The 15,033-nt window shown below is 68.8% G+C and carries 14 protein-coding genes; 10 read left to right on the top strand and 4 right to left on the bottom strand.

Annotation, left to right across the window (positions count from 1 at the left end; all coding sequences use genetic code 11):
* Positions 1-102 precede the first annotated feature (102 nt).
* Positions 103-1,683, top strand: coding sequence for an ABC transporter substrate-binding protein (locus tag N8I87_RS08230; RefSeq protein ID WP_263206889.1), 1,581 nt, complete (start codon positions 103-105; stop codon positions 1,681-1,683).
* A gap of 124 nt (positions 1,684-1,807) precedes the next feature.
* Here the strand turns inward: N8I87_RS08230 and N8I87_RS08225 are convergent, their stop codons facing one another.
* Both N8I87_RS08225 and N8I87_RS08220 read right to left on the bottom strand, forming a co-directional pair.
* On the bottom strand, positions 1,808-2,479 hold the full coding sequence (locus N8I87_RS08225) for a response regulator (RefSeq protein WP_016434400.1): 672 nt from the start codon (positions 2,477-2,479) through the stop codon (positions 1,808-1,810).
* Between the two features lie 79 nt (positions 2,480-2,558).
* Entirely contained in the window at positions 2,559-3,488 is a 930-nt protein-coding gene (locus N8I87_RS08220; protein WP_263206886.1) for a RecB family exonuclease, read from the bottom strand.
* A 177-nt stretch (positions 3,489-3,665) separates the two neighbouring features.
* Here N8I87_RS08220 and N8I87_RS08215 point away from each other — a divergent pair, with 177 nt between their 5' ends.
* The 3 genes from N8I87_RS08215 to N8I87_RS08205 all read left to right on the top strand — a co-directional run bounded on the left by N8I87_RS08215 (position 3,666) and on the right by N8I87_RS08205 (position 7,074).
* Positions 3,666-5,183 carry a site-2 protease family protein gene (locus N8I87_RS08215; protein ID WP_263206885.1) on the top strand — a complete coding sequence of 506 codons (1,518 nt, stop codon included), beginning with the start codon at positions 3,666-3,668 and terminating at the stop codon, positions 5,181-5,183.
* Positions 5,184-5,328: 145 nt separating this feature from the next.
* Entirely contained in the window at positions 5,329-6,231 is a 903-nt protein-coding gene (locus tag N8I87_RS08210) for a tRNA (adenine-N1)-methyltransferase (protein ID WP_263206883.1), read from the top strand.
* 261 nt (positions 6,232-6,492) lie between these two features.
* On the top strand, positions 6,493-7,074 hold the full coding sequence (locus N8I87_RS08205; RefSeq protein WP_263206881.1) for a hypothetical protein: 582 nt from the start codon (positions 6,493-6,495) through the stop codon (positions 7,072-7,074).
* A gap of 92 nt (positions 7,075-7,166) precedes the next feature.
* Here N8I87_RS08205 and N8I87_RS08200 read toward each other — a convergent pair whose 3' ends face one another.
* Complete coding sequence (locus N8I87_RS08200; protein WP_263206880.1) at positions 7,167-7,472, bottom strand: ferredoxin; 306 nt, start codon at positions 7,470-7,472, stop codon at positions 7,167-7,169.
* 243 nt (positions 7,473-7,715) lie between these two features.
* Between N8I87_RS08200 and arc the strand changes: the two genes are divergently transcribed.
* The 6 genes from arc to prcA all read left to right on the top strand — a co-directional run bounded on the left by arc (position 7,716) and on the right by prcA (position 13,865).
* Entirely contained in the window at positions 7,716-9,482 is a 1,767-nt protein-coding gene (gene arc / locus N8I87_RS08195; RefSeq protein WP_263206878.1) for a proteasome ATPase, read from the top strand.
* Between the two features lie 233 nt (positions 9,483-9,715).
* Entirely contained in the window at positions 9,716-11,227 is a 1,512-nt protein-coding gene (gene dop, locus N8I87_RS08190; protein ID WP_411577205.1) for a depupylase/deamidase Dop, read from the top strand.
* Between the two features lie 188 nt (positions 11,228-11,415).
* Positions 11,416-11,634 (top strand): ubiquitin-like protein Pup, encoded by a 219-nt coding sequence (locus N8I87_RS08185; RefSeq protein ID WP_181794039.1) that lies wholly within the window; start codon positions 11,416-11,418, stop codon positions 11,632-11,634.
* Between the two features lie 123 nt (positions 11,635-11,757).
* Complete coding sequence (locus N8I87_RS08180) at positions 11,758-12,270, top strand: endonuclease VII domain-containing protein (protein WP_317633556.1); 513 nt, start codon at positions 11,758-11,760, stop codon at positions 12,268-12,270.
* Positions 12,222-13,067 carry a proteasome subunit beta gene (prcB, locus tag N8I87_RS08175; RefSeq protein ID WP_263206873.1) on the top strand — a complete coding sequence of 282 codons (846 nt, stop codon included), beginning with the start codon at positions 12,222-12,224 and terminating at the stop codon, positions 13,065-13,067. The genes N8I87_RS08180 and prcB overlap by 49 nt, the downstream gene beginning before the upstream one ends.
* A 60-nt stretch (positions 13,068-13,127) precedes the next feature.
* Positions 13,128-13,865 carry a proteasome subunit alpha gene (gene prcA, locus N8I87_RS08170; protein ID WP_263206871.1) on the top strand — a complete coding sequence of 246 codons (738 nt, stop codon included), beginning with the start codon at positions 13,128-13,130 and terminating at the stop codon, positions 13,863-13,865.
* A gap of 85 nt (positions 13,866-13,950) precedes the next feature.
* Here the strand turns inward: prcA and N8I87_RS08165 are convergent, their stop codons facing one another.
* Positions 13,951-14,967 (bottom strand): LacI family DNA-binding transcriptional regulator, encoded by a 1,017-nt coding sequence (locus N8I87_RS08165; protein ID WP_263206869.1) that lies wholly within the window; start codon positions 14,965-14,967, stop codon positions 13,951-13,953.
* Between the last annotated feature and the right edge of the window lie 66 nt (positions 14,968-15,033).

Raw genomic sequence — 15,033 nt, 5'->3', positions numbered from 1 at the left:
CCGTCGGACGCATACCGTCGACGGGCGATAAGGTAATCGGGTTTTGCTCCGGGTCCGGGACGGTGGCTCCGGGGACGAGATCCGACGACAAGGCTCATGCACGTGAACAAGCGCAACCAGTGGCCGGTCCTGCCCATCGTGGCGGGGCTGGCCTCCGGCCTGTTGACCGGCTGCGGCTCGGAGACCGGTGATTCCGGAGGCGCCGGCTCCTCCGTGGTGATGGGGATGTCCGACGACGTCCTCGCCACGGACCCCGCCTCCGGGTATGACCCCGGGTCCTGGCTGTTGTTCAACAACGTCTTCCAGTCCCTGCTGAGCTTCCCCAAGGGCGCGGTGGAGCCCCAGCCGGAAGCGGCGAAGGAGTGCACCTTCACCGACAGCCAGGCCAAGGTCTACCGATGCACACTCCAGGACGGCCTCACATTCAGCAACGGTGACCCGCTCACCTCGAAGGACGTCAAGTTCTCCTTCGACCGCATGCTGAAGATCAACGACTCGGCCGGTCCCGCGATCATGTTCCCGATGCTGGAGAGCGTCGAGACCCCCGACGAGAAGACCGTCGTCTTCCGGCTCAACGTCCCCGACGCCACCTTCCCCAGCAAGATCGCCTCCGGCGCCGGCTCCATCGTCGACCACCGGCAGTACGACGCGAACGGCCTCCGCAAGGACTACAAGGCCGTCGGCTCCGGCCCCTACAAGCTGGACTCCTTCGGCGACGACGAGGCCGTCTTCTCACTCAACCCCCACTACAAGGGCACCGCCGAGACCAAGAACTCCGGCGTCACCCTCAAGTTCTTCCACGGCAACCAGAGCGCCCTGAAGAAGGCGCTCCTCGACGACGAGGTCGACATCGCCTACCGCGGTCTGACCGCGGGCGACATCTCCGACATCGAGAAGCAGGACGACACCAAGGGTGTCGAGGTCATCGAGGGCAGCAGCGCCGAGGTCCAGCACCTGGTCTTCAACATGCACGACCCGGTCGCCGGAAAGCTCGGCGTGCGCAAGGCCATCGCCCATCTGATCGACCGCGACGCCCTGATCAAGAACGTCTACCGGGGCACCGCCACCCCGCTCTACTCGATCATCCCGGCCGGCATCGTGGGCCACAACACGGCCTTCTTCGACACCTACGGCGCCCGCCCCTCCCGGGCCAAGGCCGCCGCCGCCCTGCACGCCGCCGGCATCAACGGCAAGGTGAAGCTCACCCTCTGGTCCACCCCGTCCCGCTACGGCCCCGCCACCGACCAGGAACTGAAGGCCATCGCCGGGCAGCTCAACGACAGCGGCCTGTTCGACGCCGACGTCAAGTCCGTCGCCTTCGACCAGTACGAGAAGGACATCGCCAAGGGCAAGTACGGCGTGTACGTGAAGGGCTGGGTGCCCGACTACCCGGACGCCGACAACTTCACGGCCCCCTTCTTCGGCAAGGGCAACGTACTGAGCAACAACTACCGCAACACCACCATCACCGGCTCCCTCATCCCGAGCACCGCCGCCCAGAGCGACCGCGCGGCCACCGACGGGGACTTCGGCCGCCTCCAGAACATCGTCGCCGACGAGCTCCCGGTGCTCCCCGTCTGGCAGGCCAAGCAGTACGCCGTCACCCGCGACGGCGTCTACGGGCTGGAGTACTGCCTCGACGCCTCGACCGTGTTCCGCTTCTGGGAACTCAGCAAGAGCTGACGACCCCTCGGCACACACACGATCGGCACACACACGAAGGGCGCCCCTTCCCACGGTCTATCCACCGGGGAAGGAGCGCCCTCGTCGTTACGACGACTGCCCCGCCGCTCTCCTGCAGCTACCGCTACTGCGCGCCGGGCCGCACCAGCCCGCTCTCGTACGCGTACACCGCCGCCTGCACCCGGTCCCGCAGCCCCAGCTTGGTCAGCACATGCCCGACATGCGTCTTGACCGTCGTCTCGCTGACGAACAGGTCCGCGGCGATCTCGGCGTTCGACAACCCGCGCGCCACCAGCTTCAGCACCTCGACCTCACGGTCGGTGAGTGTATGCAGCGTGTCCGGCACCGGCTCGTCACCCGACGGCAGATGCGTGGCGTACTTGTCGAGCAGCCGCCGCGTGATGCTCGGCGCGAGCATGGCCTCACCGCCCGCCACCACCCGGATCGCCTGCACCAGCTCATTGGCGGGCGCGTCCTTCAGCAGGAACCCGCTGGCCCCGGCCCGCAGCGCCTCCACCACATACTCGTCCAGGTCGAAGGTGGTCAGCACGAGCACCTTCGCCGGCCCGTCCCGGCCCGGCCCGGTGATCTGCCGGGTCGCCTCCACACCGTCCATCCGCGGCATGCGGATGTCCATCAGAACCACATCGGGCTGCAGAGCCCGCACCTGGTCGAGCGCCTGGAGGCCGTCTCCGGCCTCGCCGACGACCGCGATGTCCTGCTCGGCCTCCAGGATCATCCGGAAGCCCGTACGCAGCAGCGGCTGGTCGTCGACCAGTAGGACGCGGATGGCCACGTGAGTCTCCTTCGCTAGTCCGGCCCCATTCTGCCCTGCGCGGACCGCCCGGCCCGCCTGCGGGGCACGGCCCGTGGGCTCACACCTCCCCGGACCCGGACGCGGCGACCGGCAGCGGATACGGCGGGGGAGTACCACCGAACTCCGGACAGTGCGCCTGATGGTCGCACCAGCCGCACAACTTGGTCGGGCGCGGCCGCCAGTCGCCCGTCTCGGTGGCCTGCCGGATCGCCTCCCACAAAGCGAGCAGCTTCCGCTCCACCCGCTCCAGGTCGGCGAGGACTGGGTCGTACGTCAGCACATCACCGCTGCCGAGGTACACGAGCTGCAGCCGCCGCGGAATCACGTTCTTCAACCGCCACACGACCAGGGCGTAGAACTTCATCTGGAACAGCGCGCCCTCCGCGTACTCCGGGCGGGGCGCCTTGCCCGTCTTGTAGTCGACGATCCGCACCTCACCGGTCGGCGCCACATCGACCCGGTCGATGATCCCGCGCAGCCGCAGCCCCGACTCCAGCTCGGCCTCCACGAACAGCTCGCGCTCGGCGGGCTCCAGCCGGGTCGGATCCTCCAGCGTGAACCACCGCTCCACGAGCCGCTCGGCCTCGCCCATCCAACGCGCGAGCCGCTCGCCCTCCGGATCCTGAGCGAACAGCTCCAGCACCTCCGGCTTCGTCTCCCGCAGCCGGTCCCACTGCCCCGGGATCAGCGACTTCGCCCGCGGCGCGGTCCGCTCGGCGGCGGGTGCGTCGAAGAGCCGCTCCAGGACCGCGTGCACCAGGGTGCCCCTGGTCGCCGCCTCGCTCGGCTTCTCCGGCAGCCGGTCGATCACCCGGAACCGGTACAGCAACGGACACTGCATGAAGTCACTGGCCCGCGACGGCGACAGCGAAGCAGGCGCTATGACCACGGGCCGGGCAGCGGCCGCCGCCGCACCCTCGACCTCCGCCGTCACCGGCTCGGTCATCACCGGTGGAACCGCCTCTGCGCCCTCGCTGCTGCTGTCCATGACCACAGACCATACGGCCCGCCACTGACAGTCACCCAGCCGCGCCCCGCGCTCCCGTACCGCCGCCGGGCAAACACAGGGGGTGCCGGGGCGGAACGAGTCACGACGGCCGCATACCATCGACCCCAGACCCTTCCGCCCGGATGGTGCGGAAGACGCTTCGAACGAGGGGACACCGTGGACGTGAGCGGCGGGAGCGGGCAGCCGCGGCCCGGCAACGAAAAGCCGACCGAACACCCCACAGTTCCTACGACCCCGGCCACCGAGCCCCCCGGGCCGCGGCCCGACGACGCCGCGCAACCGCCCACCGCGGACAGCGCCGACCAGCCCACCCGCCCCGAGCCGAAGCCGGAGCCCACCACTCCCGCGCAAGCCGAGGACAAGGCCCCGGCCCCGGGCGACGAGGGGGACACCGGCGCCACCCCGGCCCCCGGCAGCCACCCGGAACCCGACCCCGACCCCGCCCCCGGCTTCGACAAGCACCCCGACCGGTCCCACGCCGACGCCGGGATCGCCAAGGGACAGCCGCCGGTACGGCCCAAGGAACCCGGTGGCGGCCTCCTCATGGGACGCCCCTTCGGAGTGCCCGTCTACGTGGCACCCAGCTGGTTCCTGGTCGCCGCCCTGATCACCTGGGTGTTCGGCGGACAACTCGACCGCGTCCTGCCGGACCTCGGCGCCGCCCGCTACCTCGTGTCCCTCTTCTTCGCGGTCGCCTTTTACGCCTCCGTCCTGGTCCACGAACTCGCCCACACCGTCGCCGCCATCCGCTTCAAACTCCCCGTCCGCCGCATCCAGCTCCAGTTCTTCGGCGGCGTCTCCGAGATCGAGAAGGAAGCCGAGACACCGGGACGGGAATTCGTGCTGGCCTTCGTCGGCCCCCTGCTCTCCCTCGTGCTCGCCGGAGTGTTCTATCTCGCCATGCAGCCCGTGCGACCCGGCACCGTCCCCGGCGTCCTGCTGGCCGGCCTGATGATCTCCAACCTCATCGTCGCCGCCTTCAACCTCCTGCCCGGCCTTCCCCTCGACGGCGGCCGAATGCTCCGCGCCGTCGTCTGGAAGATCACCGGCAAACCCATGAGCGGCACCGTCGCCGCCGCCTGGGTCGGCCGCGCCCTCGCCATCTCCGTCCTGATCGGCCTGCCCCTCCTCAATCAGTCCGGCGCCCTCGGCTCCGGCAACGAGGAGATCAACGGCATGGACACCGTCACCGACGCCCTGCTCGCCGCCATCCTCGCCGCGATCATCTGGACCGGCGCCGGCAACAGCCTCCGCATGGCCCGCCTGCGCGAACACCTCCCCGAACTGCGCGCCCGCACCCTCACCCGCCGGGCCGTCCCCGTACAGACCGACACCCCGCTCTCGGAGGCCCTGCGCCGGGCCAACGCCGCCGGTGCCCGCGCCCTCGTGGTCGTCGACGCCGACGGCCACCCCCTCTCACTGGTCCGCGAGGCCGCCATCGTCGGCGTACCCGAACACCGCCGCCCCTGGGTCTCCGTCGGCGGTCTCGCCCAGGAACTCACCGACGGCATGCGCGTCTCCGCCGAACTCTCCGGTGAAGAACTCCTCGACGCCCTGCGCGCCACCCCGGCCACCGAGTACCTCGTCGTCGAGGAGACCGGCGAGATCTACGGTGTCCTGTCCGCGGCGGACGTCGAACGAGCCTTCGTCAAGGCAATGGCAAGGCCCGCCTGACAGCGTCCTGAGGGCAGGCGCCCCCTCAGGAGCGCGCGGAGCTGCCCGACCAGCCCCCCAACGGCCCGCACTGTCAGCACGCACCGCCCGCCCTCAACCCCCTCCGTCGGTCCAGCCCCCGGCAGGGAACCGGTAGGCTGTTCACATGTCCGAACCGACCGGTGCCGCCCGCAGGCGCGGGCCCTTCAAGGTCGGGGACCAGGTACAGCTGACCGACCCCAAGGGCCGCCACTACACGTTCACGCTCGAAGCCGGGAAGAACTTCCACACCCACAAGGGCTCCTTCCCCCACGACGAGCTGATCGGCGCTCCCGAGGGCAGCGTTGTCCGCACCACCGGAAACGTCGCCTACCTCGCGCTGCGCCCCCTGCTCCCCGACTACGTCCTGTCCATGCCCCGCGGGGCAGCCGTCGTCTACCCGAAGGACGCGGGGCAGATCCTCGCCTTCGCCGACATCTTCCCCGGCGCCCGCGTCGTGGAGGCCGGCGTCGGCTCCGGCTCGCTCAGCAGTTTCCTGCTGCGGGCCATCGGCGACCAGGGCATGCTGCACTCCTACGAGCGCCGCGACGACTTCGCCGACATCGCCCGGCAGAACGTCGAGCGCTACTTCGGCGGCCCGCACCCGGCCTGGCAGCTCACCGTCGGCGACCTCCAGGACAACCTGTCCGACACCGACATCGACCGCGTCATCCTCGACATGCTCGCCCCCTGGGAGTGCCTGGAAGCCGTCTCCAAGGCACTCGTGCCCGGCGGCATCCTGTGCTGCTACGTCGCCACCACCACCCAGCTCGCCCGCACCGTCGAGTCCATCCGCGAGATCGGCTGCTTCAACGAGCCGACCTCCTGGGAGACGATGATCCGCAACTGGCACATCGAGGGCCTGGCCGTCCGCCCCGACCACCGGATGATCGGCCACACCGGCTTCCTCCTCACCGCCCGCCGCCTCGCCGACGGCGTCGAGCCGCCCATGCGCCGCCGCCGCCCCGCCAAGGGCGCCTACGGCGAGGACTACGCCGGCCCCAACGCCGACGGAGGCGCCGGTCGCTGAGGCGCCGCTTTGTCGCCTTCCCACCACCTTCGTCGCCTTTCACCACAGCAACGCATGGGCGCCGTGGCCGAGTTCCCAGGACCCTCCGGGAACTCGGCCACGGCGCCCGCGCGTTGACAGAGCACCAGGATTCCCGGGCCTTCGCCGCCCGCAAGCCGCACAGCCTGCCGAAATCCCGGACCCCGCCGTTCCCCCGCGGTGTGACGTGTGGCACCATGCTGGCCACCCCCACCGGCACAGCCACCACAGGAGACACTCCTAGTGCAGCAATCCGCCGTCCCGGAACTGGCTCACACTCACGCCCGCCCCATCCACTGGGTCGCCACCGCGACCGCCGTCGCCGGCGTCGTGGCCCTCTCCTCCGTGCTGCAGCCCGGCTCCGCCAAGGCCGCCCAGCCCGCCCCCGGCACCGGGACCAAATCCGCCCCCGCGGCCGCCGCGCCGCCCAGCACCGACGGCGTCGACTTCCCCCTGAAATGCGGTCCGGTGAAGGCGAAGATCCAGAAGAAGGCCACCGGAGACCTCGACGGCGACGGCCGGCCCGAAACGATCGCCGTGGTCCACTGCGACGCCCCCATGGGCACCCCGCCCGACGGCGTCTACGTCCTCACCCAGGCCGCCGGCGCCGCGCGGCCCCGCGTCGTCGCCACCCTCGTCGACCCCAAGGACCGGCTCACCGTCACCGACTTCACCGTCCGCGCCGGAGCCGTCACCGCGACCCTGCTCGGCTACTCCTCGGCCGACGTGCCCAGTTGCTGCCCCGACATGAGGACGGCAGCCAAGTGGCAGTGGAAGGGCGGTACGTTCGTCCGCTCCACAACCGCCGACGCCCACAGTGTGTGAGCTCCGTCGCGCGCCCCGGGCACACGAAACACGCCCTGGGATCCCGGGGCGTGTGAGAAATCAGACAATGATCACGATGGGTGGCTGAAAAGTCACTCCGCGTCGGGCCCGTAGACCTCCACCCTGTCCGAAACCCGACGCACATGAATGCACTCGCCGGGGCACTCCTTCGCCGAGTCCACCACATCCGTCAAAAGCGGCAACGGCACCGGCGTGACTGCCCCCTTGGCCTGCAGCAGCTCGTCGTCCGCACCCTTCACATAAGCCAGCCCGTCGATGTCCAGCTCGAAAACTTCCGGCGCGTACTGGGCACAGATTCCGTCGCCCGTACACAGGTCCTGGTCGATCCAGACCTCCAGCGCCTCACTGCCGCTTCGGGTCGCCTGCTGCACGGTCATCTCTCCTGACATAACTGCGCCGAGCCGACGGGAATCCGGCCAGCTCTGACGGGTGTTGAACCCCTTGAGCCTACCTGCGGCGGCTTCCCAATCATGTTCGGTGGGTATTCCCCTGGCGTGAGGGAGAGCGCAAGGGTGAAGATCGGACACTCCTTGACAGTCTTTGTGATCTAGGGGTTTCAATCGACACCCACCCAGGTAGGGTCTGGAAGCGTCCAGCTCCCCTTGGAGGAGGTGAGGACCGTGGCAGCCCACGACGACGACATGAACCGCGGCATCCGCCCGGGACGAGGGTCCGAAGACCCGGCCGGGCAGATCGCCTACCTTGAGCAGGAGATCGCCGTCCTGCGACGCAAGCTCGCCGACTCTCCGCGACACACGAGGATTCTCGAAGAGCGGATCGTCGAGCTGCAGACGAACCTGGCCGGCGTGTCCGCCCAGAACGAGCGACTCGCCAACACGCTCCGCGAGGCCCGGGACCAGATCGTGGCCCTCAAGGAAGAGGTCGACAGGCTCGCGCAGCCACCGGCCGGCTTCGGCGTCTTCCTGACGGCCAACGAGGACGGCACGGCCGACATCTTCACCGGGGGCCGCAAGCTCCGGGTGAACGTCAGCCCCAGCGTCGACCTCGACGACCTCAGGCGCGGCCAGGAAGTCATGCTCAACGAGGCGCTCAACGTGGTCGAGGCCATGCAGTACGAGCGCGTCGGGGACATCGTCACCCTCAAGGAGATCCTCGAGGACGGCGAGCGCGCCCTGGTGCTCGGGCACACCGACGAGGAACGGGTGGTACGGCTCGCCGAGCCGCTGCTGGACGTCACCATCCGCCCCGGCGACGCTCTCCTGCTCGAACCCCGCTCCGGCTACGTCTACGAGGTCGTCCCCAAGAGCGAGGTCGAAGAACTCGTCCTCGAAGAGGTCCCCGACATCGGCTACGAGCAGATCGGCGGCCTCGGCAACCAGATCGAGGCCATCCGCGACGCCGTCGAGCTCCCCTACCTCTACCCCGACCTCTTCAAGGAGCACGAACTGCGGCCGCCGAAGGGCGTCCTGCTGTACGGGCCTCCCGGATGCGGCAAGACACTCATCGCCAAGGCCGTGGCCAACTCGCTCGCCAAGAAGGTCGCCGAGGTGACCGGCCAGGCCGCCGGCAAGAGCTTCTTCCTCAACATCAAGGGCCCCGAGCTCCTGAACAAGTACGTCGGCGAGACCGAGCGGCAGATCCGCCTCGTCTTCCAGCGCGCACGGGAAAAGGCCAGCGAGGGCACCCCCGTAATCGTCTTCTTCGACGAGATGGAATCCCTCTTCCGCACCCGCGGCTCCGGCGTCAGCTCGGACGTGGAGAACACCATCGTCCCCCAGCTGCTCGCCGAGATCGACGGTGTCGAGGGCCTGCAGAACGTGGTCGTGATCGGCGCCTCCAACCGCGAGGACATGATCGACCCCGCCATCCTGCGCCCCGGCCGCCTCGACGTGAAGATCAAGATCGAGCGTCCGGACGCCGAAGCGGCCAAGGACATCTTCGGGAAGTACCTCACCGAGCGCCTCCCGCTGCACTCGGACGACCTCGGCGAGCACGGCGGCGACAAGTCCACCACGGTCCAGAGCATGATCCAGACCGCGGTCGAGCACATGTACGCCGAATCCGAGGAAAACCGCTTCCTGGAGGTCACCTACGCCAACGGTGACAAGGAAGTCCTCTACTTCAAGGACTTCAACTCCGGCGCCATGATCGAAAACATTGTCGGACGCGCCAAGAAAATGGCGATCAAGGAATTCCTCGAACACAACCAGAAGGGTCTCCGCGTCTCCCACCTGCTCCAGGCCTGCGTGGACGAGTTCAAGGAGAACGAGGACCTGCCCAACACCACCAACCCCGACGACTGGGCCCGGATCTCCGGAAAGAAGGGTGAACGGATCGTCTACATCCGTACCCTCATCACCGGAAAGCAGGGCGCGGACACCGGACGCTCCATCGACACGGTGGCGAACACCGGTCAGTACCTGTAAAAGACAGGGCGGCTGCGGGTGCCCCCACCGGGTACCCGCAGCCGACTGTTTTTCGGGCCACGGCTGGAGCAGGCAATGACGCAAATGATCTCCCCACCAGCGCAAAGGCGTTCTAGGCTCTTTCCTACCGCCGAGTCGCGCAGTGCGGGGACGGGCACCGCACACGCACCGGAGCGCCAGCGGTACTTGAGCGGCGTCCACGACCGAGGGTGCCGCCGGGCAAGGAGGGCCGCATGACCGTACGGCGAGTAATGGGCATCGAGACGGAGTACGGGATCTCCGTCCCCGGCCACCCCAACGCCAATGCCATGCTCACCTCATCCCAGATCGTCAACGCCTACGCGGCGGCGATGCACCGGGCCCGCCGGGCCCGCTGGGACTTCGAGGAGGAGAACCCGCTGCGGGACGCCCGAGGCTTCGACCTCGCCCGCGAGGCCGCCGACGCCAGCCAGCTCACCGACGAGGACATCGGACTCGCCAATGTGATCCTCACCAACGGCGCCCGCCTCTACGTCGACCACGCACACCCCGAATACAGCGCCCCCGAGGTCACCAACCCCCGCGACGCCGTCCTCTGGGACAAGGCCGGCGAGCGGATCATGGCCGAGGCCGCGGAACGCGCCGCCCAGCTCCCCGGCGCCCAGCCCATCCACCTCTACAAGAACAACACCGACAACAAGGGCGCCTCCTACGGCACGCACGAGAACTACCTGATGAAGCGGGAGACCCCCTTCTCGGACATCGTGCGCCACCTCACGCCCTTCTTCGTCTCCCGCCCGGTCTTCGCCGGAGCGGGCCGCGTCGGCATCGGTCAGGACGGCCACGAGCACGGCTTCCAGCTCAGCCAGCGCGCCGACTACTTCGAGGTCGAGGTGGGCCTGGAGACCACCCTCAAGCGGCCCATCATCAACACCCGCGACGAGCCCCACGCCGACGCGGAGAAGTACCGCCGTCTCCATGTGATCATCGGCGACGCGAACCTCTCGGAGATCTCCACCTACCTCAAGCTCGGCACGACGGCCCTGGTCCTGTCCATGATCGAGGACGGCTTCATCGCGGTCGACCTGGCTGTGGACCAGCCCGTACGGACCCTGCACCAGGTCTCCCACGACCCGACGCTCAAGCGTCTCGTCACGCTCCGCAGCGGCCGGACACTCACCGCGGTCCAGCTGCAGATGGAGTACTTCGAACTGTCGCGCAAGTATGTCGAGGACCGCTTCGGCGCCGACGCCGACGAACAGACCAAGGACGTCCTCACCCGCTGGGAGGACACCCTCAACCGCCTGGAGAACGACCCCATGAGCCTGGCGGGGGAGCTGGACTGGGTGGCCAAGCGAGAGCTCATGGAGGGCTACCGCCGCCGCGACGGCCTCGACTGGGACGCCGCCCGGCTGCACCTCGTCGACCTGCAGTACGCCGACGTACGGGCCGAGAAGGGCCTCTACAACCGCCTGGTGGCCCGCGGACGCATGAAGCGGCTCCTGGACGAGGCCGACGTCGAGCGGGCCCGTACGAGCCCTCCTGAGGACACCCGGGCCTACTTCCGCGGCCGCTGCCTCGAGCAGTACGCGGACGACGTCGCCGCGGCCTCCTGGGACTCGGTCATCTTCGACCTCCCCGGCCGCGACAGCCTCCAGCGCGTCCCAACCCTCGAACCGCTTCGCGGAACGCGAAATCACGTCAAGGAGCTCCTGGACCGCTGTCGCACCGCGGAAGACCTGGTCAGGGTCCTTTCCGGCGGCTGACCTGGCACGCGGAACGCATCGGGCGCGCGGGGTGGAAATCCCGGCGCCCGGGAATCATCGAGGTGGCCCCCGTACGTTGGAGAAACGCGGGGCCGATGTCGGACCCGGCTTGTAGGGTCTGATCATCACCGATCGGCAGGAATGCCGACCTGTCGACCATGTCGGGCGAACTGAGCGGGGTGAGGGTTATGGCGACCAAGGACACCGGCGGCGGCCAGCAGAAGGCGACACGCTCCACGGAGGAGGTCGAGGAGCAGGCGCAGGACGCGCAGGCTTCGGACGACCTCAAGGAGCGGCACGAGAAGCTGAGCGATGACGTGGACTCGGTTCTTGACGAAATTGACGATGTGCTCGAGGAGAACGCAGAGGACTTCGTTCGGTCCTTCGTTCAGAAAGGTGGGCAGTAGGCCCATCTTTCCTTCGAATCGAAGGTCGCGGGGGAGCTCGAGTTGGCAAGTGAAGAGGGCGTGAAGCGCTGCTCGCGGTGCAAGCAGCACAAGCCGTGGGCAGCGTTCGCGCGAAACAAGGCGATGCGTGACGGCTACCAGGCGTACTGCCGGGAGTGTGCGGCCGCGTATCACCAGCAGCGGCAGGTGGCCAAGGGGCGCAACGTTCGACCGAGAGTGGACGCACCTCCAGGGCACAAACACTGCCGCACATGCGGAGAGATCAAACCGCACAGCGAATGGACGCGGAACAGCAGCGCCTCGGACGGTTTGGCCACTCTCTGCAAGGCGTGCAAGGCGGAGAAGGGGCGGGCGCAGCACCTGAAGCGCAACTACGGCCTAACTGAAGCCGAACGCGACGCATTGATCGCCGCCCAGAACGGACTCTGCGCGATCTGTCTAGATGCCCCGCCCGTGCATGTGGATCACTGCCACAACACGGGTAGGGTCCGTGGCGTACTGTGCTTCAACTGCAATTCGGCCATCGGCAAATTGAGAGATGATCCTGACGCCGCTCGCCGAGCCGCTGCTTACCTGGAAGGAAACTTGTGGAAGCCAACACTCGTAGCACCGGGCGTCTACCAGCTGCCTTCCTGACGCCAGGGTCCTCCTCCTTCATGGACTTTCTCTCCGAGCACCAGCCCGAGCTGCTGCCCGGCAAGCGGCAGCTGCCGCCCACCCAGGGTGTGATCGAGGCGCCGCACGGCACGACCATCGTGGCCGTGACGTTCCCCGGCGGCGTCGTGCTCGCCGGTGACCGCCGGGCGACCATGGGCAATGTCATCGCCCAGCGGGACATCGAGAAGGTGTTCCCGGCCGACGAGTACTCGGCGGTCGGCATCGCCGGCACCGCCGGTCTGGCCGTCGAGATGGTCAAGCTCTTCCAGCTGGAGCTGGAGCACTTCGAGAAGGTCGAAGGCGCGCAGCTGTCGCTGGAGGGCAAGGCGAACCGGCTGTCGACGATGATCCGTTCCAACCTCGGCATGGCGATGCAGGGCTTGGCCGTGGTGCCGCTGTTCGCCGGGTTCGACGTGGACCGGGCGAAGGGGCGGATCTTCTCCTACGACGTGACGGGCGGCCGTTCCGAGGAGCACAACTTCGCGGCCACCGGCTCGGGCTCGATCTTCGCGCGTGGTGCGATGAAGAAGCTGTTCCGTGAGGATCTGACCGAGGAGCAGGCCACCACGCTGGTGGTGCAGGCTCTGTACGACGCGGCTGACGACGACTCGGCGACCGGTGGTCCCGATGTCGCCCGCCGGATCTACCCGATCGTCACCGTGATCACCGAGGACGGTTTCCGCCGGCTGACCGAGGACGAGTCCTCCGAGATCGCCCGTGCGGTGCTGGCACGGCGTCTGGAGGAGCCGGACGGCCCGCGGGCCGCTCTGCTCTAGCCCGGCGCCCGGTCTTGTGATGGTGGTCCAGTGACTTCGAAAGAAAGGGATGGATAACCGGTGTCGACGCCGTTCTATGTCTCACCCCAGCAGGCCATGGCCGACCGGGCGGAGTACGCCCGCAAGGGCATCGCCCGTGGCCGCAGCCTGGTCGTGCTGCAGTACGCCGACGGCATTGTCTTCGTCGGTGAGAACCCGTCCCGTGCGCTGCACAAGTTCAGCGAGATCTACGACCGGATCGGCTTCGCGGCCGCCGGCAAGTACAACGAGTACGAGAATCTGCGCATCGGTGGTGTCCGCTACGCCGATCTGCGGGGTTACACCTATGACCGGGACGATGTGACCGCCCGCGGTCTGGCCAATGTGTATGCCCAGACGCTGGGCACGATCTTCTCCAGTGCGGCCGAGAAGCCGTACGAGGTGGAGCTGGTCGTGGCCGAGGTCGGGGAGACGCCGGAGGGTGACCAGATCTACCGGCTGCCGCACGACGGGTCGATCGTGGACGAGCACGGTTCGGTCGCGGTGGGCGGCAATGCCGAGCAGATCAGCAGTTTTCTCGATCAGCGTCATCAGGACGGCATGAGTCTGGCCGAGGCGTTGAAACTGGCCGTGCAGGCCCTGTCCCGTGACACGAACGGCAGTGAGCGGGAGATTCCCGCGGAGCGTCTGGAGGTCGCGGTGCTGGACCGGACGCGTCCGCAGCAGCGCAAGTTCAAGCGGATCGTCGGCCGTCAGCTGTCCCGTCTGCTGGAGGCGGACGGTGCGGCCACGGAGGCGGAGAGCTCCGAGGAGGAGTAGTCCGCGTCTCACCTCGCCCCGCGTGCCCCGGCCGGTTGGCATCGGCCGGGGCACGGCCGTAGGGGGCAGGGACGAGCGGCGGGCGTCAGGCGTCCCGTGGCGGTGCCGTGGAGCCGCGTACGACCAGTTCCACCGGGATGTCGCCGCCGTCGGGCTCGCGGCCCTCCAGGACGGCCAGGAGGGCCTGCATGCCGCGTTCGCCGAAGGCTTCCGCGTCGAGGCGCACGGTGGTGAGTTCGGGGTCGATGGCGGTGGCGAGGGCGAGGTCGTCGAGGCCGGTGACGGAGATGTCGTCGGGGATGCGCAGGCCTCGGCGGCGCAGTGCCTTGTAGGCGCCGGCTGCCAGTTTGTCGTCGTCGCAGACGAGGGCGGTGGGCGGGGGGCCGGGCTGGGCCAGGGCTGCCTCTGTGGCGGCGAGGGCGCCCTCGATGGAGATGGGGGCGTGGATGGTGCGGACGTGTGTGCCGGGGATGGTGCCCACGCGTGCGGCCAGCGCACGCGCGCGTACTTCGAAGGTCCAGGAGGCGATGTCGGCGGCGAGGTGGAGGAAGCGGCGGTGGCCGAGGCCCAGGAGGTGGTCGGCGACCTGGTGGACGCCGTCGGTGATGTCGAGGTTGACGGTGGCGGCGCCGAGGCTGCCTTCGGGGTCGCTGTCGAGCATGACGAGGGGGAGTTGGTCGCCGCGGATGGCGGTGAGGGCGTCGGCGGCCATCGAGGAGGCGATGACGCCGTCGAGGGCGGCCTGTGCGGAGGCGAAGGGGTCGCGGGCGGGGCCGATGCCTTCGGGGGAGGGGTAGAGGACGACGCCGAAGCCGTGCTGGGCGGCGATCCTGGCCGCTCCGGTGTAGACGCCGGCGAAGAATTCGGTGGTGAGGGCGGGGACGACGAGGAGGACGGTGCGGGTGCGGCCCAGGCGTAGGTTGCGGGCGGCGAGGTTGGGGCGGTAGCCGAGTTCGCGGGCGGCTTCGCGTACGCGTTCGGCGGTGGCTTCCGAGACGCGGCCGCGCCATTTGTCGCCGAGTACGAGTGAGACGGCGGCCTGGGAGACCCCGGCGGCCTGTGCCACGTCACGGCTTGTGGGGCGCGTGCTGCTGGGTGCCACCGTGGATGTGCTCCTTCGTAGGGTGCTGTGGTGTTCGTCGTGTGGACGCCCGAACAGCGCACATGG

Origin of the sequence: Streptomyces sp. HUAS 15-9 (genome assembly GCF_025642155.1) — a bacterium.
Taxonomy (GTDB): Bacteria; Actinomycetota; Actinomycetes; order Streptomycetales; family Streptomycetaceae; genus Streptomyces.
Note: the sequence above shows the minus strand (reverse complement) of the source record. Positions and strands in the feature narration are given on the sequence as shown.

Excerpts from the sequence above, each read along its gene's own strand:
- N8I87_RS08185 (WP_181794039.1), top strand. The coding sequence starts at position 11,416 with ATGGCGACCAAGGACACCGGCGGCGGCCAGCAGAAGGCGACACGCTCC.
- N8I87_RS08180 (WP_317633556.1), top strand. The coding sequence starts at position 11,758 with ATGCGTGACGGCTACCAGGCGTACTGCCGGGAGTGTGCGGCCGCGTAT.
- N8I87_RS08210 (WP_263206883.1), top strand. The coding sequence starts at position 5,329 with ATGTCCGAACCGACCGGTGCCGCCCGCAGGCGCGGGCCCTTCAAGGTC.
- dop (WP_411577205.1), top strand. The coding sequence starts at position 9,716 with ATGACCGTACGGCGAGTAATGGGCATCGAGACGGAGTACGGGATCTCC.
- N8I87_RS08220 (WP_263206886.1), bottom strand. The coding sequence starts at position 3,488 with ATGGACAGCAGCAGCGAGGGCGCAGAGGCGGTTCCACCGGTGATGACC.
- N8I87_RS08200 (WP_263206880.1), bottom strand. The coding sequence starts at position 7,472 with ATGACCGTGCAGCAGGCGACCCGAAGCGGCAGTGAGGCGCTGGAGGTC.